Raw genomic sequence first — 20,694 nt, forward strand, 5'->3', positions numbered from 1 at the left:
GCCCCCACCCTCGCCATCGACCGCACGCCCCTGGTCGCCGTCTACGGCACCCTGAAGCGGGGCCTGCGCAATCACCACTGGCTGGAGAGTGCCGACTTCGTGGGCGCCGACCGCCTGACCGACGCCACCCTCTACGACCTCGGCCCCTACCCCGGCGCCAGGCTCGAGCCCTCGCGGGGCGTCGAGATCGAGGTGTTCCGCGTCGATGCGGCGCTGCTCGCCGGCCTCGACCGGCTGGAGGACTACCGGGTCCGCCGTCCGGCGAGCGGCACCTACGACCGCCTGGTCCACCCCACCGCCTTCGGCCCGGCCTGGCTGTACCTCTACAACCGCGACGTGGCGGGCTGCAGCGTGATCCGCGAGGGCGGCTGGATGCCGCGCGTCCGCCGTTCTGTGGTATAAACGCCGCCACGATTCCTCATGCCCTCACCAAGGAGACCGCCATGGGCCGCCTCTTGTCCCTCATCGTGATCGCCGGCCTGGCCTATGGCGGGCTCTATGTCAGCTATGGCATGACCGTCAAGGACGACGTCGAGCAGGCGCTCGCCGACTATGGCCTGACCGCCCTGCAGGTGCAGGGCGTCGACTATGGCCCGCTGGCCCCCCTGGGCACGGAGGCGACGATCTCCGCCGACGTCATCTACCAGGGCGCCGCGGCCACCGTCGACCTGCGCCTGCATGGCCATCCGCTGTTCTCGGAGGAGGTGCGCCTCGAGCTCAGCGGCCTGCAGGCCCTGCGGCTGACCATCGGGGCGGGGCGGTAACGACCTCGTCAACGGGGCCGGTGTCCGGTTACAGTCGTTACTGACGACAGGTCATCCGCCATCGACACCCCGGAGCCCCTTCATGTCACGCGCCATCGACATCCCCGCTGCCGACGGCACCATCGACGCCCATGTGTTCACGCCCGGGAACGCCGCCGGGCCGCTTCCGGCCGTGGTGCTGTTCACCGATATCGGCGGCCTGCGCCCCTGCTATCACGAGAAGGCCCAGCGGATCGCGGACCACGGCTACGCCGTGTTGATGCCCAACGTCTACTACCGCGATGCGACCGGGGCCGTCGTGCCGGAGGGCAAGTCCTTCCGCGATCCGGACGTGCGCCCCACCCTGCTCGCGTATGCCGCCCACCTCACCCCCGAGGCGCAGGCCCGCGACTTCGCCGCCCTCCTGAGGTGCATCGATAGCGAGGCCGAGTTCGCGGATGGCCAGGTGGGCGTGGTCGGCTACTGCATGACCGGGGCCTTCGCGCTGCGCATGGCGGCCGAACACCCCGGCCGCGTGGCCGCCGCGGCCGGCTTTCACTCGGCCCGGCTGGCGGAGGCCGACGACCCGGCAAGCCCCGTGCATGTGGTCGGCACCATCGAGGGGCGCGTCTATCTCGGCCACGCCGACAAGGACGAGCTGCTGCCCCCCGAGCAGATCGCCCGCATGGACCAGGCGCTGGCCGACGCCGGCGTGCACTTCACCACCGAGCTCTACCAGGGCGCCGCCCACGGCTTCACGGCCAAGGACGCCCCCTCCTACGATGCGGCCGCCGACGCCCTGCATCACAGGCGACTCGCCATGCTGCTGGACGAGACGCTGTAAGGCGACGTTCGCCGCCGTCCTTTGGCGGTACCGTACAGGGGGACCGCGACGACGGCGAAGGGGGGCCGGGAACTGGGTGACGGGGGGCTGTCCGCCGATTACCCCGTCACATATACCGCCTCCGGCCTCGGCCACTTTCGACCAGGCCCGCATCGACGCCATCGCCAGCGCCGAGGCATGGCGGCGTCGGCTGCCGACTTGGCTGGCGCCCGGGGCGCATGTTGGATCGTCGAATCCCCATGCCGTGACGAAGCACCCGAACCATGCGGGCCGGAAGTGCGGGGTCAGACGCGCAAGCCGATCATGATCGGCATGCGCCTTCCCCGCCGGCGATACCGCCTGCCGCTTGCTTGTCCCTGGCCAGCAGCATATACAGCGACGGCACCACGAACAGGGTGAACAGCGTGCCGATCGCCATGCCCCCGACGAGCACCAGGCCGATCGAGTTGCGTGCCGCGGCGCCGGCCCCCGTCACCAGCACCAGCGGGAAATGGCCGGCGATGGTCGCCACGCTGGTCATCAGCACGGGGCGCAGGCGGATCATCGCCGCCTGGTGGACGGCGTCGAGCTTGTTCGCCCCCTGTTGCTGCCGCTTGTTGGCGAACTCGACGATGAGGATGCCGTTCTTGGCGATCAGCCCGACCAGGGTGACCATGCCGACCTGGGCATAGATGTTCATGGTCGTGGTCCAGCCGCTGGTCCAGTACGGCAGCTGGGGATCGGGCATCTTCAGCACGGTGAAGATCAGCGCGCCGAACATCGCCAGCGGCACCGAGCCGGCGAGGATCACCAAGGGGTCGCGGAACGAGTTGAACTGCACCGCCAGCACCAGGAAGATCATCACCACGGCCAGCGAGAAGGCCGGCAGGAACCTGTTGCCCTCGGTGCGCAGCTGGCGCGACTCGCCGGTGTAATCGAAGGAATAGCCGGGCGGCAGGATCTCGCGGGCGGTGTCTTCGAGGAAGCCGAGGGCCTCGTCCAGGGTGCGCGTGCTCACCCCCGAGAGCTTGACGGCGTTGAGCTGCTGGAAACGGTTGAGCGAGCGTGCCACGACCGAGTGCTCGAGGTGGGCGATCGCCGACAGCGGGATCATCTGGCCGTCGGCGCCGGCGACATGGATATCACGCAGCTGCTCGCTGTTGAGCCGATCGACCCGCTGGACGAGCGGGATCACCTTGTAGCTGCGCCCTCCCATGTTGAAGCGGTTGACGAAATCGCCGCCGGTGGCCACGCCGAGATCGGCGCCGACCTGGGCCAGGCTCAACCCCAGCGCCGCCACCTTGTCGCGATCGAACACCACCGTCGCCTGCGGTTGATCGAGCTTCATGTCGATATCGGGAGGGAAGGCGAACAGCCCGCTCGCCATCGCCCGGTCCCGCAATGCCTGGGCGAACTCGAACAGGCGCTCGGCATCGGCGGTCGAGGTGATCAGGAACTCGACCGGAAAGTTGCTGCCGCCCGGCAGCGCCGGCGGCGTGGTCATGAACATCTGGATACCCGGTATCCTCGACACCTCCGCCTGGACCTCCGGCAGGATGCGGGTCACCGTCCGGGTGCGCTCGCCCCAGGGCTTGACCACCACGCCACTGAAGCCGTCGGCGCCCAGCGTCGCGCCGACCGCGGGCGGAAACAGCAGCTGGAAGGTCAGTTCGGCTTCCGGCACCTCCAGCATGACCTGTTCGGCCGCCTGGGCGTAGACCGCATTCTGGTCGGTGGTCGCGTTGGCGGCGATGTTGATGATGCCGAACAGCACGCTCTGGTCCTCGGTCGGTGCCAGCTCCTTGGGCGAGAACAGGAACATCGGGATGGTGCACAGGCTCAGCACTCCCCACACCAGATAGACCGCGGGTCGCGCCCCGAGGGTCACGCCGAGCCCGCGCCCATACGCCTCGCGCAGGCGGTCGAAGCGGTGGTTGAGCCAACCGGTCAGGCCGCGCTCTTCGTCCTGGGCGCTGCGCAACAGCGACGCCGACATGGTCGGCGAGAGCGTCAAGGCGACCACCCCGGAGATCGCCACCGCCCCGGCCAGGGTGAAGGCGAACTCGCGGAACAGCGCGCCGGTCAGGCCGCCCTGCAGGCCGATCGGGATATACACCGCGACCAGGGTGACGGTCATCGCGACGATCGGGGCGATGAGCTCGCGCGCCCCGAGCAGGGCGGCCTCGCGCGGCGTGCGGCCCTCGCGCAGATGGCGCTCGACGTTCTCGACCACGACGATGGCGTCGTCGACCACCAGCCCCACCGAGAGCACGATGGCCAGCAGCGTCAGCAGGTTCAGGGTGAAGCCGAATACCTGCATCAGCAAGATGCCGCCGATCAGCGAGACCGGGATCGCCATCACCGGCACCAGCACCGAGCGCACCGAGCCGAGGAACAGGAAGATCACCGCGATCACGATCAGCAGGGTGTCGGTGAGCGTGCCCGTCACCTCGCGGATGGCGTTGTCGACGTATGCCGAGGCGTCATAGCCGATGCTGGCCTCGAGGCCGGCCGGCAGGTCGCGCCGCAGCCGGTCGAGTTCGAGGCGCACGCCGTCGATCACCTCGATGATGTTGGCGTTGGGCTGCGGGAACACCCCGGCGAAGACCGCCGTCTGCCCCGAATAGCGCACCAGGGTGTCGTAGTCTTCGGCACCCAGCTCGACGTCCGCGATGTCCTGCAGGCGCACGATGGTGTCGCCCTGCCGGTAGATGACCAGGCGACGAAAGTCCTCGACGCTGTGCAGGTCCGTGTTGGCCGCGAGCCGGGTCTGGACCAGCGCCCCCTTGGTGCTGCCGATCGCCGCCAGGTAGTTGTTGTCGGCCAGTGCCTCGCGTACCTGCGAGGGGCTGACATGCAGCGCCGCCATGCGCTCGGGCTTGAGCCAGATGCGCATGGCGAAGGTCCGTGCGCCGAAGATCTCGATGCGCTGCACGCCGGTGACCGCGGACAGTCGCGGCTGCACGATCCGGGTCAGGTAATCGGTGATCTGCTCCGGCGTCAGGATGTCGGACGAGAAGCTCAGATAGGCGGCGGCGAACTCCGAGTCGGCCGATTGCACGCTGATCGCCGGCACCTCCGCCCCCTCGGGCAGCTCGTTGCGCACCTGGTCGACCTTGGACGAGATATCGGCCAGCGCCTTGGTCGAGTCGTAGTCGAGCTTGAGCCGCGCGGTGATGATCGAGATGCCCTGCAGGCTCTTCGACTCGACATAGTCGATGCCTTCCGCCGCACCGATGGCGCGCTCGAGGGGCGTGGTGATGAAGCCGCGCACCAGCTCCGCGCTGGCGCCGACGTAGGCGGTCGTGATCTGCACCGAGGCGTTCTCGCTGAGCGGATACTGGCGTACGCTCAGCGAATGCCAGGCATTCAGTCCGGCGATCACGATGATCAGGTTGACGACGATGCCGAGCACCGGGCGCCGGATGAAGATATCGGTGAAGGCGTTCATGGCTCCATGCCTCAGGACTCGGCCGGATGCGGCTCGAGCTCGGCCCGGGGCGCCAGCAGGTTGTCGATGATCACGCTCATGCCGGTGCGCAGCTTGAACACCCCGCTGGTCACCACGGTCTCGCCGGCCGCGAGGCCTTCGACGACGTCGACGAAATCGCCGCGCGCCCGCCCGAGGCGGACAAAGCGCTGGCGCAGCACCCGCTCGGTCTCGCCGGATTGCGCGTTCTCGACGCGCTCGACCACGAACACCGAATCGCCGTAGGGCGCGTAGAGCACGGCGGTCTGCACGATCGGCAGCACCGACTGCGTGTCCGGCAGCAGCACCTCGACCTGGGCAAACATGCCCGCATACAACGCCTCGTCGGGATTGGCGACCCGCGCCCGGACCCGCACGCTGCGCGTCGCCGGGTCGATCTCGGGATCGATCGCGATGATCTCACCGGCCAGCGTCTCGCCGGGGGCGGCATCGGTGGTCACCCGCACGCGCATGCCCGGTGTCAGTCGCCGGATCTGTTGCTGCGGGATCGAGAAATCGACATGGATCGGATCCAGCGTCTGCAGCGATACGATGGCATCGCCTTCGCTCAGGATCTGACCGAGATTGACCCGACGCAGTCCCAGGCGGCCGGAAAACGGCGCGCGGACCGTCTTCTTGGCGATCAGCGCGTGCATGTTGTCGACCTGGGCGGCACTCTCCTTGAGCCTGGCCTCGGCGGCATCGGCCGCCTCTCGAGAGACCATGTTGTTCCTGGCCAGCTCGCGTGCCCGCGCGAAATCCGCCCTGGCCAGGGCGGCGGTCGCCTCGGCCGAAGCGAGTTGCGCCTCTTCGCTGGCCGTATCCAGTTGCAGCAGCACCTCGCCGGCCGTCACCGTCTCCCCGGATGCGAAGCCGATGCGCGTTACCCGACCGCCGATCTCCGCGCTGACAGTCACCCCCTGCACCGCCGAGACCGTGGCCGTCGCGGGAAGCGACTGCTCCCACTGCGCCTCGACTACCGTCATGGCGGTGACGGTCTCGGGCGGCGGCATCATGCTCTCGGCGGCCTCGCCCATCGACGAGAACTGGTCGAGCTTGGCATAGACGATGGCGCCGACCAGGATGGCCACGCCGATGGCGGCGAAGAGCAGTTTGTTCAGCATGAACGCTTGATTCGATGGCGCCTATGGGCGACGAACCACGGTACAAGCAGGACCGGAACGGCCGCGATGCGCGATCTCTGTGGCTTCTGCGAAAGCAACGCTCCGTCAACCATAGGCGTGGCCACCATGCCCCTCCCCTTGCGTCGACCGACACGGCTCGGATTCGACATTCTCGTCGGCAGCCGCTGAGCCGCCCCCTTGAACGCAACGCCCACCGGCGATGGCCTGCAAGGAGACACCGCCGATGCCGTATCTCTGCTATCGGCGGGTGGTTGATCAGTATAGACAAGCCGGATCGTGCCATGGTCTGGCCCGACGCTTGCCTCAGTCGACCGCGGCACCGCGAGCGGGACGACGCACGGCTCTCACCGTCCCGCTGTTGCCGCCGCCGCAGAAGAAGCGCTCGCCACCGTCGGACTCGAGCCCCGAGACGCCCACGCCCGGCGGCATCTCGATCCGCTCCAGGAGTTCGCCGGATGTCGGGTCGAGCCGCCGCAGGTCGCTCTGGTCATCCTGCCAGGTGCCGTGCCACAGCTCGCCGTCGACCCAGGTGACCCCGGTGACGAAGCGCTCGGACTCGAGGGTGCGCAGGATCTCGCCCGTCTCGGGATCGATCTGCTGGATCCGGCAGTCTCGATACTGCCCCACCCACAGCGACCCCTCGGCCCAGGCGAGCCCCGAGTTGCCGCCGCCCGGCGGCGCCGGGATCCGCGCCAGCACCCGGCCGGTGTCCGGATCGACCTTCTGGATGTGTTCCCCGGCCATCTGAAACAGGTGCCGGCCGTCGAAGGCCGTGCCGGCATCGGCGGCGACCTCGAGCGAGCGCAGCCGCTGGCCGCTGTCCGGATCGAGGGCCGTGAGCCTGCCGTCGCTGGCGAACCAGAGGTGCCGCCCGTCGTAGCTGACTCCATGCACGCCGTCGATATCCGGGAAAGGGCCGTATTCCGCCAGGATGTCCGCCGCTGATCGCTTCATGATGTTCTCCTGATGACTGGGTGGATGGGTCCAGCCTAGCCACTCGGCAGGGGGGCGGGGAGTAACAAGGTTGTCGGGAATCCCGGCATGGGGGGCGTGATCCAGCGCCGCGCCCGCCCGCGACCGAAGGCCTGCACCTTGCCGGCGGCGGCCAGCGCGTCGAGGGCCCGCTGCACGCTGCGTTGACTCGTGCCGAGCGCCAGCGCCAGGGCCGAACTCGACCAGGCCTCACCGTCGGCGAGCAGCGCCAGCAGGGCGGCATGCGCCTCCTCGACGGGCGGCGCCAGCACCACGACCTCGCGGCCACCGAGCGGAGCCAGCGCGTACCCGTGAGATGTCGCGGTCACCCCGGCCAGCGGCTCGAGCGCGTGGCGCAGCCGGCCGATCTCGACCCGCAAGCGGGCGCGATAGGAGTCATCGGCCTGCTTGCCCCGGAAGGCCAGCGCGACGAGGGTGCCCCGCGGCACGTCGCCGGGCCAGGCCTCGCCCAGCGCGCGCAGGAGGGTGAACAGCACGGGTCGCCTGCCGAGCGGAACCACCGTGCGGGCGGCACGCACGACGTGACGGCAGGCGTCCACCACGAGCGCCGGCGAGGCAAGCAAGGCCTCGACCGCCTCGAGCCGCAGGGGCCGCACCTCGCCTTGGGCGATCAGCCGCGCCACCGGCGCCTCCAGGGCGCGGGCGACGCCCTCGACCTCCGCCATCAGCGTGGGGATGGCGGCCTCGCGCGCGGCCCGCTCGGCCCGAGTGAGCGCGGCGCGCGCCCTCTGCGTGCGCAGGCGGCGCATCGCGATCCCCGCGACCACCAGCTCGTGGGCGGCCCGCGAGGCGGGGCGCAGGGACGCGGGGGCGAGCCCATCGAGGGCACGCTCGGCCTCGTCGAGGCGGCCGATCAGCAGCAGTCGCCGGGCCTCCAGATAGCGCGCCTGGGCGGCGTTCACCCGGTCCCCATGCGCCTCGAGGGTCGCCCGCGCCGCGGCGAGCGCCTTCGCCGGCCAGCCCAGGTCCCGCGAGACGAGGGCGATCTCGGCCTCGGCGATGACGCAACGCGCGCGGGCCGCGGGTTCCTTCGCTCCGAACGCCCGCGCGGCGCTGCGCAGCAGACCCTTGGCACGCATGAGATCACCGAGCTGCGCCATGGCGATGCCGCGCAGCGCCAGTGCCGGGGCGTCGTCGCGCAGGGCGACCCGGTTGAGCGCGCCGAGGGGATCCCCCGTCGCCAGCGCACGCGCCGCGGCCGTGATCAGCGCATCCATCGCAATCCCGCCACACTTGTCACTCCCCGGGGCAAGGCCTGATGCCTAGTCTATACCCATGACCCATCATCCAGGAGGTTGTCACGATGACCACGCACAGGACCGGGACCCATGACGAGTGGCTGACGGCGCGGCTCGAGCTGCTCGAGGAGGAGAAGGCACTCACGCGGCGCGGCGACGAGCTGGCCCGCCGGCGGCAGGCGCTGCCCTGGGTGCGGGTCGACAAGGCGTACCGCTTCGACACCGATGAGGGGAGCGCCTCGCTGGCCGACCTCTTCCGCGGGCGCTCGCAGCTGCTCGTCTACCACTTCATGTTCGGCCCCGACTACACGGCGGGCTGTCCCTCCTGCTCGGCGATCGCCGACGGCTTCGACGGCATCGTCGTCCACCTGGCCCACCACGACGTGATGCTCTGGGCGGTGTCGCGGGCGCCGCTCGCCAGGCTGCAGGCGTACCAGCGGCGCATGGGCTGGCACTTTCCCTGGGCGTCCTCGCTCGACGGCGACTTCAACTTCGACTTCGACGTCGCCTTCACCGAGGCGCAGCAGCGCGAGGGAGGGATCGAATACAACTACCGGCGCGAGGCGGGCATGCCGCTGGTGGGGCGCGACACCGCCTCCTGGGAGGAGGGGCCGGTGGACGAGATGGCCGCCATGAGCGGCACCGACGCGGCCAGCTACACCCGCGAGCGGCCGGGCATGAGCGCCTTCGTGCTCGAGGACGGCATCGTCTACCATACCTACTCCGCCTACGCCCGCGGCCTCGACGGCCTCTGGGCCATGTACCAGTGGCTCGACCGCGCCCCCAGGGGGCGCAACGAGGAAGGCGTCTGGTGGCGGCGCCACGACGAGTACGAGAAGCGCTGAGCGATGCTGGATGCGGTTCACGTGCGGCCCGCCAGCCGATGGTCGTCAACTCGATGCCGAAGCCCGCTCTCGATGGCGCCACGCACCCAAGGGGAAGACGACCATGGCCATCAACTTCGACCACACCCTGCTGGCGGCCCATGACAGCCATGCTTCCGCGGTGTTCCTCGCGGCGGTGCTGGGGTTGCCGGCACCGCGCCGGTGGGGACCGTTCGATATGGTCGTCGCGGATAATGGTGCCAAGCTCGACTACATGGAGACGAGCGGAGACGTCACGCCCCAGCACTACGCCTTTCTGGTGGACGAGGCGGATTTCGACGCCATTTTCCAGCGTATCCGCGAGAACAAGCTCGACTACTGGGCCGACCCGGCGCAGAGCATGGCAGGCGAGATCAACCACCGTGACGGCGGCAGAGGCGTGTATTTCGAAGATCCCAATGGCCACCTCCTGGAGGTGCTGACGCGTCCCGATGGGAGCGGCGGCTGGAATCCGTGAGCCGGGGGAAAATGGGGTCTGTCACCGAATACTCAGGGTTGTTCGCCCGTCAGCCGAAGCGTTCCCTGAGATAGTCGATGATGGCCTGGGCGCCGTACAGCCAGCGCGCCTCGCCCTGCGGCTCGTGGATGTACAGGCAAGGCACCTCCAGCTTGCCGCCCTCCTCCTTCAGGACCCGGGTGTGCTCGGGGTCGAGGCGCACGTCGCGGGTCTCGATCTCGAGCCCCAGCCGGGTGATCTCCCGCCTCACCTGGATGCAGTCGGGCTCGCTCCAGGCCTGGTAGAGGGCCAGGGTCTCGCAGGCCTGGTCCACCTCGGCCTGCTGCGCGTCGTCGCGCGAGACTTCACGGCGGGTACCGAGCTTGTTGGCCACCCATACCACCGGCGCCAGCAGGGTCCTCAAGGAAGGTCGCATGGTCGGGCTCCTTCTCATCCGTCAAGATTCGGCTCTCACCGCCGATGTTCCAACCTAGCACATCATCGTTGGACCCGGCCGCAGCCAACGCGATCGACGCAGGCCCCACCTGCCCATGCGTCAGGGAGTGACCGTCGCCCACTTCTCCCCCTTCGAACTGCTGCGGTTTCGGAGCCGCGACCCAGCCTAGCCGGTCTCGCGAACCACCAGCGCCACCGGCATCGAGACATGGCGCGGCGGCTTGCCGGCCAAGGCCTCGCCCAGCAATTCGACGCTCATGGCGGCGATGCCGGCGATGTCCTGACGCACCGTGGTCAGGGCCTCGGCCAGGGTCGGCAGGTCGTCGAAGCCGGTGACCGCGACCTCGTCCGGCACGCCGATGCCGTGATCCTCCAGGGCCGTCAGGCAGCCCCGGGCGAGCTCGTCGTTCTCGCAGACCAGGCCATCATAGGCGTGCGGGTCCTGCTCGAGGCGCCGGCTCAGCCAGCGATAGCCGGTCAGCGCCGGCTCATAGTTGGGCGGGATGTCGATGAGGTGTTCCGCGAGGCCGGCCTCGTCGAGCGCCTGGCGATAGCCGCTCAGGCGATGCTGGCTGTGGGGGCTCGCCAGGTCGTCACCGACGAAGGCGATGCGGCGCCGCCCCCCCTCGATCAGGTGGCGGGTGGCCAGGTAGATGCCGTGGCGATCCTCCGGCGCCACCGAGAAGTCCCCCCCGGCCGGGCCAATGCGCACGAAGGGCACGCCCTGCGCCGCCAGCAGCGCAGGACGCGGGTCATCGGCGAACTCGCCGAGCAGGATGGCGGCGCCGGCCTGCTCGGGCAGGGTCGGCGTCTGGTCGTGGGCGAAGAAGATCGGCACCATGCCCTGGCGGTGCAACGCCACGGTCAGGTGCTGGTAGAGCAGGATGTAGTAGGGCCGCAGCTCGAAGTCGCGGCGCCCCAGCGAGATGCCCACCACCGCCGCCTTGCCGCTGATCAGCTGGCGGGCGGCGGCACTGGGGCGATACTCGATCTCGCGGCTGATGGCCAGGATATGGTCACGCAGCGCCTCGCTGAGGCCCGGCTTGCCATTGAGCGCGCGGCTGACCGAGGCGATGGATACCTCGGCCTGCCGCGCGATTTCCCGTATGGTCGCCGTCTTCGACGGATCTCTGCTCATGTCCCTGCCTCGTCACCCGGGTGGTGGCCGGTGTGGCCCGCCGCCCCTCCTCCCGACGAGAGATTGTGCCGGAAATCGCCCAACGGAGCGACCGAGGGGCCTGGCCGGCGGGACGCGGCAGGCCGCGTCACCGGCAACGATCCGCCGCCGGCGACCGCTTCAGGCCGTCACGGGCTCGGCCATCCCGTCCTCGGCCAGCGCCTGGCTACGGTCCTCGGCATGCGAGAGGAAGCACGCATCCAGCACCTTCTGCAGCGCCGCGCCACGGGCGAAATCCGGCTGGTCGTTGACGCCGCTGGCGATGCTGTCGACGAAGCGCCGGTAGATGCTCGGGGTGGCCGGGGACTCCAGCGTGGTCCAGCGCGCCGGATGAACGTCCTCGCCCAGGCACACCTGGAGCTTGTCCTTGGCGGCATCCAGGTCGACGCGCAGCGCCCCACGGTCGCCGTGGACGCTGAGGGTCAGGGCGTTGTGATGGCCGGTGGCCCAGCGGGTGGCCTGCAGCGTGCCCAGCGCGCCGCCGGCGAACTCCACCTGCATCAGGGCGGTGTCGTTGGCGTCCAGCACGTAGTCGTCGATGCGGTTGCCCGGCGCCTTGTCGAAGCACTTGAGGCGACAGTTCACCGCGCTGATGTCGCCCACCGGGAAGCTGGCGAAGTCGAGGATGTGCACCCCCACATCCCCCAGCACGCCCTTGCTGCCGTGGCCTTCCGAGAGCCGCCATAGCCACTGGCTGTCCTGGTCCCAGCGTCCCCAGGCGTGGCTGACCAGCCAGCTCTGCCGGTAGCTGGCGTCCACGTGCATCACCCGGCCGAGGGCTCCGGAGGCGACCAGCTCGCGAGCGTGCTGGATGGCCGGGGCGTCGCGGTAGCTGAGGTTGATCATGTTGATCACCCCGGCCTCCTGCGCCGCCGCCGCCATCTCCCGGGCATCGGCCTCGTTGGTCGCCAGCGGCTTCTCGCAGAGGATGTGCTTGCCTGCCGCGATGGCGGCCAGGGAGGTGGCCTTGTGTACCCCATCCGGGGTGGCGTTGCTCACCGCCTGGATATCGTCCCGCGCCAGCATGGCGCCGAGGTCGGCATGGGCGTCGGGAATGCCATGCCGTTCGGCGAAGGCGCGTGCCCTGTCGCCGTCCATGTCGCACACGGCCACCACCTCGACGCCGTCGAGGGAGCGGAAGTGCCTGGCATGTTCGCCGGCCATGCTGCCGGCACCGATGATCGCCAGTCGCATCACTTGAAGCCCTCCTCACCGGGCTTGTGCAGCCCTTCGCCTTTGACTTCCACGGGATTGGGCGCCTGCTCGGGCGGCACGTTGGGGCAGCTGTCGACCCACCGCGAGCCCTCGGGACGCGCCCACTTCACGCCGTTCTTCAGCACACGGCGCACCTGGCCGTCGTAATAGATCGGGTAGGTCTCGTGACCCGGGCGGAAATAGAAGATCCGGCCGTTGCCCCGCTTGTAGGTGAGGCCGGAGCGGAACACCTCGCCGCCCTCGAAGGCGCTGATGAAGATCACCTCGTCGGGGTTGGGCACGGCGAAGGGCTCGCCGTACATCTCGGTATGCGGCAGTTCGAGGTAGTCGCCGATGCCCTGGACGATGGGATGGCCGGGGTTGACCACCCAGAGGCGCTCGCGCTCGCCGGCCTCGCGCCACTTCAGCGAGCAGGTGGTGCCCATCAGGCGCTTGAAGATCTTGGCATAGTGGCCGGAATGCAGCACCAGCAGGCCCATGCCCTGCAGCACCCGCGCCTGGACGCGGTCGACGATCTCGTCGCGGACGTCGCCGTGGGCGGCGTGGCCCCACCACAGCAACACGTCGGTGTCGTCGAGCAGCGCTTCGGTGAGGCCGTGCTCCGGGTCCTGCAGGGTGACGGAGCGGGCCTCGATCTCGGGGTCCTCGTTGAGCCCGGCGGCGATACAGGCGTGCATGCCCTCGGGGTAGATGCGTGCTACCACATCGTTGGTCTGTTCGTGGACGTTCTCACCCCAGACCGTGACCTTGATCGTCATGAGTTGGCTCCTCTTGGCGTTGCCCTTACGGGCGGTGGAGAGGCCGCCGATGCCGGCGACATGGCGATAAGGTAAACGTTTACGACCAAGCCGTAAACGTTTACTCATTGCCACCATGGTCGTACCTCGCCCTGCCGCGCGCACCGGCCAGCGGCGTCGACTCAACGCTCGGGTCACGGCGTCGTGGCCGGCGATCCGAAGGGCAAGCGGCCGGGCCCGGCGACTGGCGGGCTCGGCCTTGCTTCGGCGGGCAGGGGCCGGGCGTCAGGTGCCGGGATCCGGTGAGGCGCCCCGGACGTTGGTGTCGCCGGCCGGGTCGGCCACGCCGGCCTCGCCCGGCTCGCGGCCCGCGGCATCGCGGGTGTCGCCCCGCTCGCGGCTGCCGTCGAGGCGTCCGCCGCCCATGCCTTCCATGCTGACGCTCAGGCGTGGCACGCCCAGGTCCAGGGCCTGCGCCTCCATGCGCTGCTTGAGCAGCAGGTTGAAGGCGCGGGCCACGTCCCACTGCATCTCCGGCGAGGTGCGAAAGCGCATGCGCAGGATGGCGCAGCCATCCTCGAAGTGGTCGATGCCCTGCATCTCCAGCGGCGACCAGATGTGGTGACGCATCATCGGGTCCTGGCGCAGCACCAGGGCGGTGTCGTGCATCAGCTCGATGGCATCGTCGATGGGCATGTCGAAGGGGATGCGGATCCGCATCAGGGCGATGCCGAACTGACGCGACATGTTATGGATCGACTCGATGCGGCTGAAGGTGATGATGTGCACGATGCCGTCCAGGTCGCGCAACCGCACGGTGCGCAGGGTCAGGCCCTCGACGCTGCCCGTGTGGCCGTTGATCCTGACGAAGTCGTCCACGGCCAGCGAGTCCTCGATGAGGATGAAGATGCCGGTGATCAGGTCCTGGACCAGGGTCTGGGCGCCGAAGCCCACGGCCAGGCCGATCACCCCGGCACCGGCCAGCAGCGGCGTGACGTTCACGCCCAGGTTGGCCAGGCCGACGATGGCGGCGATGATCACGATGGTGGCGAAGATGATGTTGCGAATCATCGGCGTGATGGTCTGGGCCCGGGCCTGGTTGACCCGCCGGCCCCGGGAACGCGCCGAGGACACCAGGGCCCGCTGGATCGCCGTGTCGGCGAAGATCCACGCCAGCCAGGCCAGCAGCACGGTGAAGCCGATACCCAGCAGCGCCTGGCCGATGCGCACGCTGGCCACGCCCTGCCGGCCGATGCCGACCAGCGAGCCCCCCCAGACCTGCAGCGACAGCTCGGCGAAGGCGATCCAGGCCAGCACATGGGACAGGGCATAGCCGAAGCGCTCCAGGCGCCGGCGGTAGTCGCTCTGGCGCCGCCGCGTCGAGCGGCGCTCGGCATGGCGGCGGATCAGGCCGGTCACCACCAGGGTCAGCACCAGCAGCGAGGCGGAGACGATCGAGCGGGCCAGGGCCGTGCCCACATCGCCGCCGGTGACGAAGATCGCCAGCAGCGAGCCCCACACCAGCAGCAGCGCCGGCACGTGCCACAGGCCGCCGACCACCCGGGCCACCTCGGTGGCCCCGCTGCGCTCGCGGCGATAGCGATAGGAGCGGTTGCGGATCAGGTGCTTGATGGGGCGCTTGAAGCGCAGGATGAAGCGTCCGCTGAGCAGCGCCGCCAGGGTATTGGCCAGCACCGAGAGCAGGCTGGCCAGGTCGCCACCGATCAGCTCGGTGAGGCGAGCCGAGTTGAGGGCATCGCCCAGGGCGATCAGCGCGCCGATCATGAACAGCGGCCGCAGGGCGCGATGCTGGAGGAGTTGCACGGCGGTGAAGCGGTGTCCCCGGGTGAACACCGAGATCACCGACTCCACCACCACCGACAGGGTGCGCCCGCACAGCGCCACATAGGCGATGACCAGCGACGCGGTGCGCCCGGCGCTCTCCGGCACCAGCTGGGCGATGCCCAGCACCAGGGCGAAGGCCACCGCCCAGGGCAGCATGCGCCGCAGGAAGTGGATCGCCAGCAGGCCCCCCTTGGGTTCCCGGGGCAGGTCCAGCGGCCACCCGCGTCGCTGCGCCAGCATGCGGCCCAGGGCGATGAGAATGATCAGCAGGCCGCTCCAGATCACCGCCAGCACGGTCATCTCGATCACGAAGCGCAGCAGCTCGGCGTTACCGGTCTTGACCACCAGCGCCGAGAACTCCGACCAGCCCTGGCGCAGCTGGCGCCCCCACGCGTCGAGCGGCGAGCGACCCGACTCGGCCTGCTCGCCCAGCGCGTTGATGGTCTCGGCCAGTGCCCCCAGCAGGCCCTGCGGGGTCGTGATGCTCTCCTGGTCCGCCACCTCCTCGTTGGCCTGGCGAAGGGCCTCCAGGTCGGCGAGGAGTTCCCCGCGCCTGTCATCGTCCTCCAGGGTGGCGATGATCCGCTCCAGGGACGCCTGGAAGGCCTGGGGATCGTGACCCTCCTCCTCGCCACCGCCTCCCAGGGCGGACAGCGGCAGGGACTGGGCCGCCGCCGCCAGGGGCAGCAGCACCAGCACCAGGGTCAACAGGCCTCGCAGGGCAACGCGAAGGCGGGGCGGGCTTGGCAACGTCGGGTCTCCCTTTTAGGCATGCCGGCATCTTGCCGCATCCTGTCCTCAAACGGCAGTGTGTTAGGCTGCCGACGAAATGAGCCCACAGGATGCCGACATGACGCCCCAACCGCCACCTGTGCCCTGCAGAGCCGATGGTCGCCTCCGCCGTGTCGGCGTCGAGATCGAGTTCGCCGGCATGCCCCCCCGCGCGACGGCCAACCTCGTGCAGTCGCTGTTCGGCGGCCGGCTGGAGGTGATCAGCGCCCACCGGCTCAAGGTGACGGGCGCCCGCTGGGGCGACTTCGGCATCGAGCTGGACACCCAGTATGCCCATCCCGACAGCCGGCTCATCGATCCCGATGCCTATCAGGACAACGAATGGGAGCGCATGCGCCAGGACTTCCACACGCGAACCCGGGAACTGATCGGCGACGTGGTCACCGGCCTGGTGCCCACCGAGATCGTCTGCCCGCCGGTGCCCTGGGACGAGCTCGACGAACTCGACGCGCTGTTCGAGGGGCTGCGCCACCATGGCGCCAAGGGCACCGACGCCAGCCTGTTGTACGGCTTCGGCCTGCACCTCAATCCCGAGATGCCGAGCCTGGCCGTCGAGGATATCCTGGCCTACCTGCGGGCCTACCTGCTCACGGCGAAGTGGCTGCGCGAACAGATCCGGGTGGACATCACCCGGGAGATGCTGCCCCATGCCAACCCCTTCCCCCGGGCCTATGCCATCAAGGTGCTGGACCCCGACTACACGCCCGACCTGGAGACCCTGATCGACGACTACCTGGAGGACAACCCGACCCGCAACCGCGAGCTGGACCTGCTGCCGCTGTTCGCCTACCTGCACCCGGAGCACCCCCACGCGCTGCTGACCAACGCCCTGGTCAAGCCGCGCCCCACCCTCCACTACCGGCTGCCCAATGCCCAGCTGTCCGAACCCGGCTGGGGCGCGGTCACCGAATGGAATCGCTGGCTCGAGGTGGAGGTGCTGGCGACCTCGCCGGCCACCCTGGCCGAGCGTGGCGCCCAGTACCTCGCCCTGCACCGCCCCTCGCTTGCCCGGCGCTGGTGGACCGCGCTGCGTCGCTGGAGCCGTCGCCCATGAGCCGCGACCCGCGCCCGCTGATCGGCATCACCACCTCGGATCGCAAGAGTCGCATCGCCTGGTGGTTCGACTGGTTCGCCGTGTGGCGCCATGGCGGCCGGCCCCTGCGGTTGTCTCCTTCGCGCCCCCGCCCGCCGGCCCTGGATGGCCTGATCATCGGCGGCGGCGATGACATCGAGGCCCACCACTACGGCGGCGAGATGCAGCTCGACGTGCGCATCGACCCCGAGCGCGACCGCCTGGAGCTCGAGCTGCTGGAGCGCTTCATCCCCGCGCGCCGGCCGGTGCTCGGCATCTGTCGGGGCGCCCAGCTGATCAACGTCCACCTGGGGGGTACCCTGGACCCGGACATCTACACCACCCACGAGGGGCTCAAGCGGCGGCGCACCGTGCTGCCCCGCAAGACCGTGGATATCGTCGGCGCCAGCCAGTTGAACCGCATCCTGCGGGTGACCTGGTGCCGCATCAACAGCCTGCACCACCAGGCAGTGAAGGAGACCGGCCAGGGCATCGAGATCGTCGCCCGGGACCGCGACGGCCTGGTGCAGGGCATCGAGTCCCGCGACCACGACTTCCTGATCGGGGTGCAGTGGCATCCCGAGTGGCTGATCTTCAACCGCCCCCAGCAGCGCCTGATCCGCGCCCTGGTGGACGCCGCCCGGCGCCGCCCCTGAACGCAAGGAGGCCACCCGAAGGTGGCCTCGCGAGTCATTCAGCGACATATATCAAGCAATATCTAACAAGTCGTCGAGCGAAGGCTAGACAAGGCAAAAATCTGCGAAAGGACGGAGTTTACGGAGAGTAAATGAGCCCTTTGAGCCGATTTTTAACGCCGTATAGCCGAGCGCAGACACTTTTTAGCCCTCCAGCTTGGCGTCCAGGCTGATCTCGGCGTTCAACAGCTTGGAGACCGGGCACCCTTCCTTGGCCTTGTTGGCGGCGTCCTGAAAGGCTGCCTCGTCGGCGCCGGGCACGCTGGCCCGGGTTTCCAGGTGAACCGCCGTGATGCCGAAGCCGCCCTCGACCTCCTCCAGGGAGACCGTGGCCTGGGTGGCGATGCGCTCGGGGGTGTAGCCCGCCTCGCCGAGGATCATGGACAGCGCCATGGAGTAGCAGCTGGCATGGGCGGCGCCGATCAACTCCTCGGGGTTGGAGCCGGCCTCGCCCTCGAAGCGCCTGGCGAAGCTGTAGGGCACGTCGCTGAGCGTACCGCTCTGGCTGGAGACCGTGCCCTGGCCGTCCTTGAGACCGCCCTTCCAGACGGCGCTTCCGTTCTTCTTGATGCTCATGTCGACTCCTCGATCATTGGGTGGGTCGAAGCGTTGCTCCTACACGATAGACCATGCGGATGAGCTCCCCGGGACACAAGACCGTATTGCATCTCGATCGAGCTGAATCCAGTATATATGGAAAACACTTCCACAAATATCGAGAGGAAGCGTCATGACGATCCCGCCCCGTGTCACCCTGGCCGCCACCGCCCATGAACCCGCCGTCGAGCTGCCCGCCATCGGCCAGGGCACCTGGTTCATGGGCGAGGGCCTCGCTCCCCGAGCCGACGAGGTGCGTGCCCTCCAGCAGGGCCTGGAACGTGGCCTGAGGCTGATCGACACCGCCGAGATGTACGGCGACGGCGGCGCCGAGGAAGTGGCCGGCGAGGCCCTGGCGGGTCGCCGCGAGGAGGCCTTCCTGGTCTCCAAGGTATATCCCTGGAATGCCGGGCGGGACACCGCGATCGCCGCCTGCGAGGCGAGCCTCAAGCGACTCGGCACCGACCACCTCGACCTCTACCTGCTGCACTGGCCCGGCGGCATCCCCCTGGACGAGACCCTGGAGGCCTTCGAGCGGCTGCGCGCCGCCGGCAAGATCCGCCGCTTCGGCGTCTCCAACTTCGACGTGGATGACATGGACGCCCTGCTGGCCACGCCCGGCGGCAATGACTGCGCCGTCAACCAGGTGCTCTACCACCTGGGCTCGCGGGGCATCGAGCATGCGCTGCGCCCCTGGCAGCGCGACCACGGCATGCCGCTGATGGCCTACTGTCCGCTGGCCCAGGGCGGCCGGCTGCGCCGGCGGCTGCTCGACCATCCGGAGGTGCTGGCGGTGGCCGCCGAGCGCGAGCTGACCCCGGCCCAGCTGCTGCTGGCCTGGGCGATCCGCCCGGTCGACGGAAGGCGTGGCGACGCCCGGCGTGACGTCATCGCCATTCCCAAGGCCGTGCAGCCCGGCCACGTCAGCGACAACGCCGACGCCCTCGACGTGAGCCTGGACGAGGACGCCCTGGCCCGGCTCGATGCCGCCTTCCCGGCGCCGACACGCAAGGCGCCGCTGGATATCGTCTAGCAGCCTGTCGGACTTAACGCTGATCTACTGTGAATCCCGGACTGTCGGCCAACTTCATTCGATCGATGTCATTAAATAGCGCGCTATTCGCCTCAATCGATCGATGAAGTTGACTCGAAATCCGTGATTTTCGCGACGATCGGTCAAGCCCGACAGACTGCTAGGGGGCACGCCGCTATGGCGTTCCCCCCGCTCGCCTGGCGATAATCCCTGGACGCCTACGACGCTATCGCTCCACGGCGTCGTCGATACCTCCTCCACGTTCCGCAGGCCAACGATCGCCCCGATGAAGCACAGACTCCCTTCCCTGCAATCCCTGGTCGCCTTCGAGGCCACGGTGCGACTGGGCTCCATGACGGCAGCCGCCGAGGAGGAGCGCACGACGCAACCGACCATCTCGCAGCGTATCCGTACCCTGGAGGAGCGGCTGGGCCTCCCGGTGTTCGATCGACAGGGATCCCGCTTGACGCTGACGGTCCAGGGAGAACGCTTCTTTCGGGAGATCTCGCCCAACCTCAAGGAGATTCGCGATGCCTGCGAGCGACTGATCCACCATGGCCAACGACCCTCGCCCTCGGTGACGATCGCCGCTGGCTCGGGCTTCACGCACCTCTGGCTACTGCCACAGCTGCCGGCGCTCAAGCGCGCCTTTCCGGGCTTCACCTTCAGGCTGATGCCCATCGATCGCGCCGACGACCCGGAGCGACAGGCCGCCGACATCGCCATCCGTTTCGGTCCCTATAGGCCGCAGGACGCGGGGCGGCTGGTGGCCAGAGAGGCGGTCTTTCCCGTGTGCCGTCCCGACTATGCGAGCGCCCATGGCCTGACCGATGTGCTCACGGCATCGGATCTCCCGGAGTTGTCGCTGCTGCACCAGGACATCAAGGATCCGCGCTGGCTCGACTGGACACAGTGGTGCCAGCATGCCGGGCTGAGCCTGGTGCCGAGCGACGACGTCTTCGCCTACCACAACTATGCCCTGCTGCTGAACGCCGCGCTGGCCGGCCAGGGGGTGGCGCTGGGCTGGTCGCCGCTGGTCGAGGACTACCTGGCGAGCGGTCAGCTGATCGCACTGGGCCCCCGCGTGACCCGCAAGGACTATGGCTACTGGCTCAACGTCAAGCATCATCGCAGCGCGGTCATCCAGCCGATCGGCGACTGGCTGATCGATGCCATCCACCGGCAGGAGGCCTGCGCCCGCCGCTGACACGGCCGGATCGCTGGCCGGGAGAGCTCATTCATGGAGGGAGGGCCACCACGCCCGAGCGCAGCGGACGCGGGGCGGCGGGTATCGAGGTCACGCGCGCCCGGCCGGGGCTCCCGTGCCGGGCCACGCAAGGGCCG

At 69.2% G+C, this 20,694-nt stretch carries 19 protein-coding genes; 9 read left to right on the forward strand and 10 right to left on the reverse strand.

Annotated features, from left to right (window positions below; genetic code table 11):
• Positions 1 to 30: 30 nt before the first annotated feature.
• From QWY76_RS10865 to QWY76_RS10875, 3 genes are all read left to right on the forward strand, one after another.
• Positions 31 to 402 carry a gamma-glutamylcyclotransferase family protein gene (locus QWY76_RS10865; protein ID WP_353960405.1) on the forward strand — a complete coding sequence of 124 codons (372 nt, stop codon included), beginning with the start codon at positions 31 to 33 and terminating at the stop codon, positions 400 to 402.
• 41 nt (positions 403 to 443) lie between these two features.
• On the forward strand, positions 444 to 764 hold the full coding sequence (locus QWY76_RS10870) for a hypothetical protein (protein ID WP_290311211.1): 321 nt from the start codon (positions 444 to 446) through the stop codon (positions 762 to 764).
• A gap of 82 nt (positions 765 to 846) precedes the next feature.
• Entirely contained in the window at positions 847 to 1,587 is a 741-nt protein-coding gene (locus QWY76_RS10875) for a dienelactone hydrolase family protein (RefSeq protein ID WP_290311213.1), read from the forward strand.
• Positions 1,588 to 1,888: 301 nt separating this feature from the next.
• On the opposite strand, the gene QWY76_RS10880 is transcribed toward QWY76_RS10875, so the two are convergent.
• From QWY76_RS10880 to QWY76_RS10895, 4 genes are all read right to left on the reverse strand, one after another.
• Positions 1,889 to 5,017, reverse strand: coding sequence for an efflux RND transporter permease subunit (locus tag QWY76_RS10880; protein ID WP_290311214.1), 3,129 nt, complete (start codon positions 5,015 to 5,017; stop codon positions 1,889 to 1,891).
• Between the two features lie 11 nt (positions 5,018 to 5,028).
• Positions 5,029 to 6,159, reverse strand: a complete 1,131-nt coding sequence (locus tag QWY76_RS10885; RefSeq protein WP_290311215.1) for an efflux RND transporter periplasmic adaptor subunit — start codon at positions 6,157 to 6,159, stop codon at positions 5,029 to 5,031.
• Positions 6,160 to 6,483: 324 nt separating this feature from the next.
• Positions 6,484 to 7,134, reverse strand: coding sequence for a Vgb family protein (locus tag QWY76_RS10890; RefSeq protein ID WP_290311216.1), 651 nt, complete (start codon positions 7,132 to 7,134; stop codon positions 6,484 to 6,486).
• Positions 7,135 to 7,169: 35 nt separating this feature from the next.
• On the reverse strand, positions 7,170 to 8,390 hold the full coding sequence (locus QWY76_RS10895) for a helix-turn-helix domain-containing protein (RefSeq protein WP_290311219.1): 1,221 nt from the start codon (positions 8,388 to 8,390) through the stop codon (positions 7,170 to 7,172).
• A gap of 86 nt (positions 8,391 to 8,476) precedes the next feature.
• On the opposite strand from QWY76_RS10895, the gene QWY76_RS10900 reads away from it, so the two are divergent.
• On the forward strand, positions 8,477 to 9,256 hold the full coding sequence (locus QWY76_RS10900; protein ID WP_290311221.1) for a DUF899 domain-containing protein: 780 nt from the start codon (positions 8,477 to 8,479) through the stop codon (positions 9,254 to 9,256).
• Between the two features lie 103 nt (positions 9,257 to 9,359).
• A complete protein-coding gene (locus QWY76_RS10905) occupies positions 9,360 to 9,752 on the forward strand; it encodes a VOC family protein (protein ID WP_290311223.1) in 393 nt (130 codons plus the stop codon).
• Between the two features lie 49 nt (positions 9,753 to 9,801).
• Here the strand turns inward: QWY76_RS10905 and QWY76_RS10910 are convergent, their stop codons facing one another.
• The 5 genes from QWY76_RS10910 to QWY76_RS10930 form a co-directional block, all read right to left on the reverse strand.
• Positions 9,802 to 10,167, reverse strand: a complete 366-nt coding sequence (locus QWY76_RS10910; protein WP_290311224.1) for a glutaredoxin family protein — start codon at positions 10,165 to 10,167, stop codon at positions 9,802 to 9,804.
• A 186-nt stretch (positions 10,168 to 10,353) separates the two neighbouring features.
• Positions 10,354 to 11,325 (reverse strand): LacI family DNA-binding transcriptional regulator, encoded by a 972-nt coding sequence (locus QWY76_RS10915; protein ID WP_290311225.1) that lies wholly within the window; start codon positions 11,323 to 11,325, stop codon positions 10,354 to 10,356.
• 159 nt (positions 11,326 to 11,484) lie between these two features.
• Complete coding sequence (locus QWY76_RS10920; RefSeq protein WP_290311227.1) at positions 11,485 to 12,558, reverse strand: Gfo/Idh/MocA family protein; 1,074 nt, start codon at positions 12,556 to 12,558, stop codon at positions 11,485 to 11,487.
• On the reverse strand, positions 12,558 to 13,337 hold the full coding sequence (locus QWY76_RS10925) for a ThuA domain-containing protein (protein ID WP_290311228.1): 780 nt from the start codon (positions 13,335 to 13,337) through the stop codon (positions 12,558 to 12,560). Before QWY76_RS10925 ends, QWY76_RS10920 begins: the two co-directional genes overlap by 1 nt.
• 264 nt (positions 13,338 to 13,601) lie before the next feature.
• Positions 13,602 to 15,911 (reverse strand): mechanosensitive ion channel family protein, encoded by a 2,310-nt coding sequence (locus tag QWY76_RS10930; protein ID WP_290311229.1) that lies wholly within the window; start codon positions 15,909 to 15,911, stop codon positions 13,602 to 13,604.
• Between the two features lie 100 nt (positions 15,912 to 16,011).
• Here QWY76_RS10930 and QWY76_RS10935 point away from each other — a divergent pair, with 100 nt between their 5' ends.
• Positions 16,012 to 17,007: an amidoligase family protein gene (locus QWY76_RS10935; protein WP_290311230.1), complete on the forward strand. Its 996-nt coding sequence runs from the start codon at positions 16,012 to 16,014 to the stop codon at positions 17,005 to 17,007.
• On the forward strand, positions 17,004 to 17,681 hold the full coding sequence (locus QWY76_RS10940; protein ID WP_290311232.1) for a gamma-glutamyl-gamma-aminobutyrate hydrolase family protein: 678 nt from the start codon (positions 17,004 to 17,006) through the stop codon (positions 17,679 to 17,681). The genes QWY76_RS10935 and QWY76_RS10940 overlap by 4 nt, the downstream gene beginning before the upstream one ends.
• Before the next feature lie 183 nt (positions 17,682 to 17,864).
• Here QWY76_RS10940 and QWY76_RS10945 read toward each other — a convergent pair whose 3' ends face one another.
• A complete protein-coding gene (locus QWY76_RS10945) occupies positions 17,865 to 18,296 on the reverse strand; it encodes an OsmC family protein (RefSeq protein ID WP_290311233.1) in 432 nt (143 codons plus the stop codon).
• 154 nt (positions 18,297 to 18,450) lie between these two features.
• On the opposite strand from QWY76_RS10945, the gene QWY76_RS10950 reads away from it, so the two are divergent.
• Positions 18,451 to 19,350: an aldo/keto reductase gene (locus QWY76_RS10950; RefSeq protein WP_290311234.1), complete on the forward strand. Its 900-nt coding sequence runs from the start codon at positions 18,451 to 18,453 to the stop codon at positions 19,348 to 19,350.
• Between the two features lie 286 nt (positions 19,351 to 19,636).
• A complete protein-coding gene (locus QWY76_RS10955; RefSeq protein ID WP_290311235.1) occupies positions 19,637 to 20,557 on the forward strand; it encodes a LysR substrate-binding domain-containing protein in 921 nt (306 codons plus the stop codon).
• The last annotated feature ends 137 nt before the right edge of the window (positions 20,558 to 20,694 follow it).

Source organism: Halomonas maura, assembly GCF_030409305.1.
GTDB lineage: Bacteria > Pseudomonadota > Gammaproteobacteria > Pseudomonadales > Halomonadaceae > Halomonas > Halomonas maura.

Excerpts from the sequence above, each read along its gene's own strand:
- QWY76_RS10935 (WP_290311230.1), top strand. The coding sequence starts at position 16,012 with ATGACGCCCCAACCGCCACCTGTGCCCTGCAGAGCCGATGGTCGCCTC.
- QWY76_RS10900 (WP_290311221.1), top strand. The coding sequence starts at position 8,477 with ATGACCACGCACAGGACCGGGACCCATGACGAGTGGCTGACGGCGCGG.
- QWY76_RS10920 (WP_290311227.1), bottom strand. The coding sequence starts at position 12,558 with ATGCGACTGGCGATCATCGGTGCCGGCAGCATGGCCGGCGAACATGCC.
- QWY76_RS10875 (WP_290311213.1), top strand. The coding sequence starts at position 847 with ATGTCACGCGCCATCGACATCCCCGCTGCCGACGGCACCATCGACGCC.
- QWY76_RS10895 (WP_290311219.1), bottom strand. The coding sequence starts at position 8,390 with ATGGATGCGCTGATCACGGCCGCGGCGCGTGCGCTGGCGACGGGGGAT.
- QWY76_RS10915 (WP_290311225.1), bottom strand. The coding sequence starts at position 11,325 with ATGAGCAGAGATCCGTCGAAGACGGCGACCATACGGGAAATCGCGCGG.
- QWY76_RS10945 (WP_290311233.1), bottom strand. The coding sequence starts at position 18,296 with ATGAGCATCAAGAAGAACGGAAGCGCCGTCTGGAAGGGCGGTCTCAAG.
- QWY76_RS10885 (WP_290311215.1), bottom strand. The coding sequence starts at position 6,159 with ATGCTGAACAAACTGCTCTTCGCCGCCATCGGCGTGGCCATCCTGGTC.
- QWY76_RS10910 (WP_290311224.1), bottom strand. The coding sequence starts at position 10,167 with ATGCGACCTTCCTTGAGGACCCTGCTGGCGCCGGTGGTATGGGTGGCC.
- QWY76_RS10950 (WP_290311234.1), top strand. The coding sequence starts at position 18,451 with ATGACGATCCCGCCCCGTGTCACCCTGGCCGCCACCGCCCATGAACCC.
- QWY76_RS10890 (WP_290311216.1), bottom strand. The coding sequence starts at position 7,134 with ATGAAGCGATCAGCGGCGGACATCCTGGCGGAATACGGCCCTTTCCCG.
- QWY76_RS10870 (WP_290311211.1), top strand. The coding sequence starts at position 444 with ATGGGCCGCCTCTTGTCCCTCATCGTGATCGCCGGCCTGGCCTATGGC.
- QWY76_RS10880 (WP_290311214.1), bottom strand. The coding sequence starts at position 5,017 with ATGAACGCCTTCACCGATATCTTCATCCGGCGCCCGGTGCTCGGCATC.
- QWY76_RS10905 (WP_290311223.1), top strand. The coding sequence starts at position 9,360 with ATGGCCATCAACTTCGACCACACCCTGCTGGCGGCCCATGACAGCCAT.
- QWY76_RS10940 (WP_290311232.1), top strand. The coding sequence starts at position 17,004 with ATGAGCCGCGACCCGCGCCCGCTGATCGGCATCACCACCTCGGATCGC.
- QWY76_RS10925 (WP_290311228.1), bottom strand. The coding sequence starts at position 13,337 with ATGACGATCAAGGTCACGGTCTGGGGTGAGAACGTCCACGAACAGACC.
- QWY76_RS10955 (WP_290311235.1), top strand. The coding sequence starts at position 19,637 with ATGAAGCACAGACTCCCTTCCCTGCAATCCCTGGTCGCCTTCGAGGCC.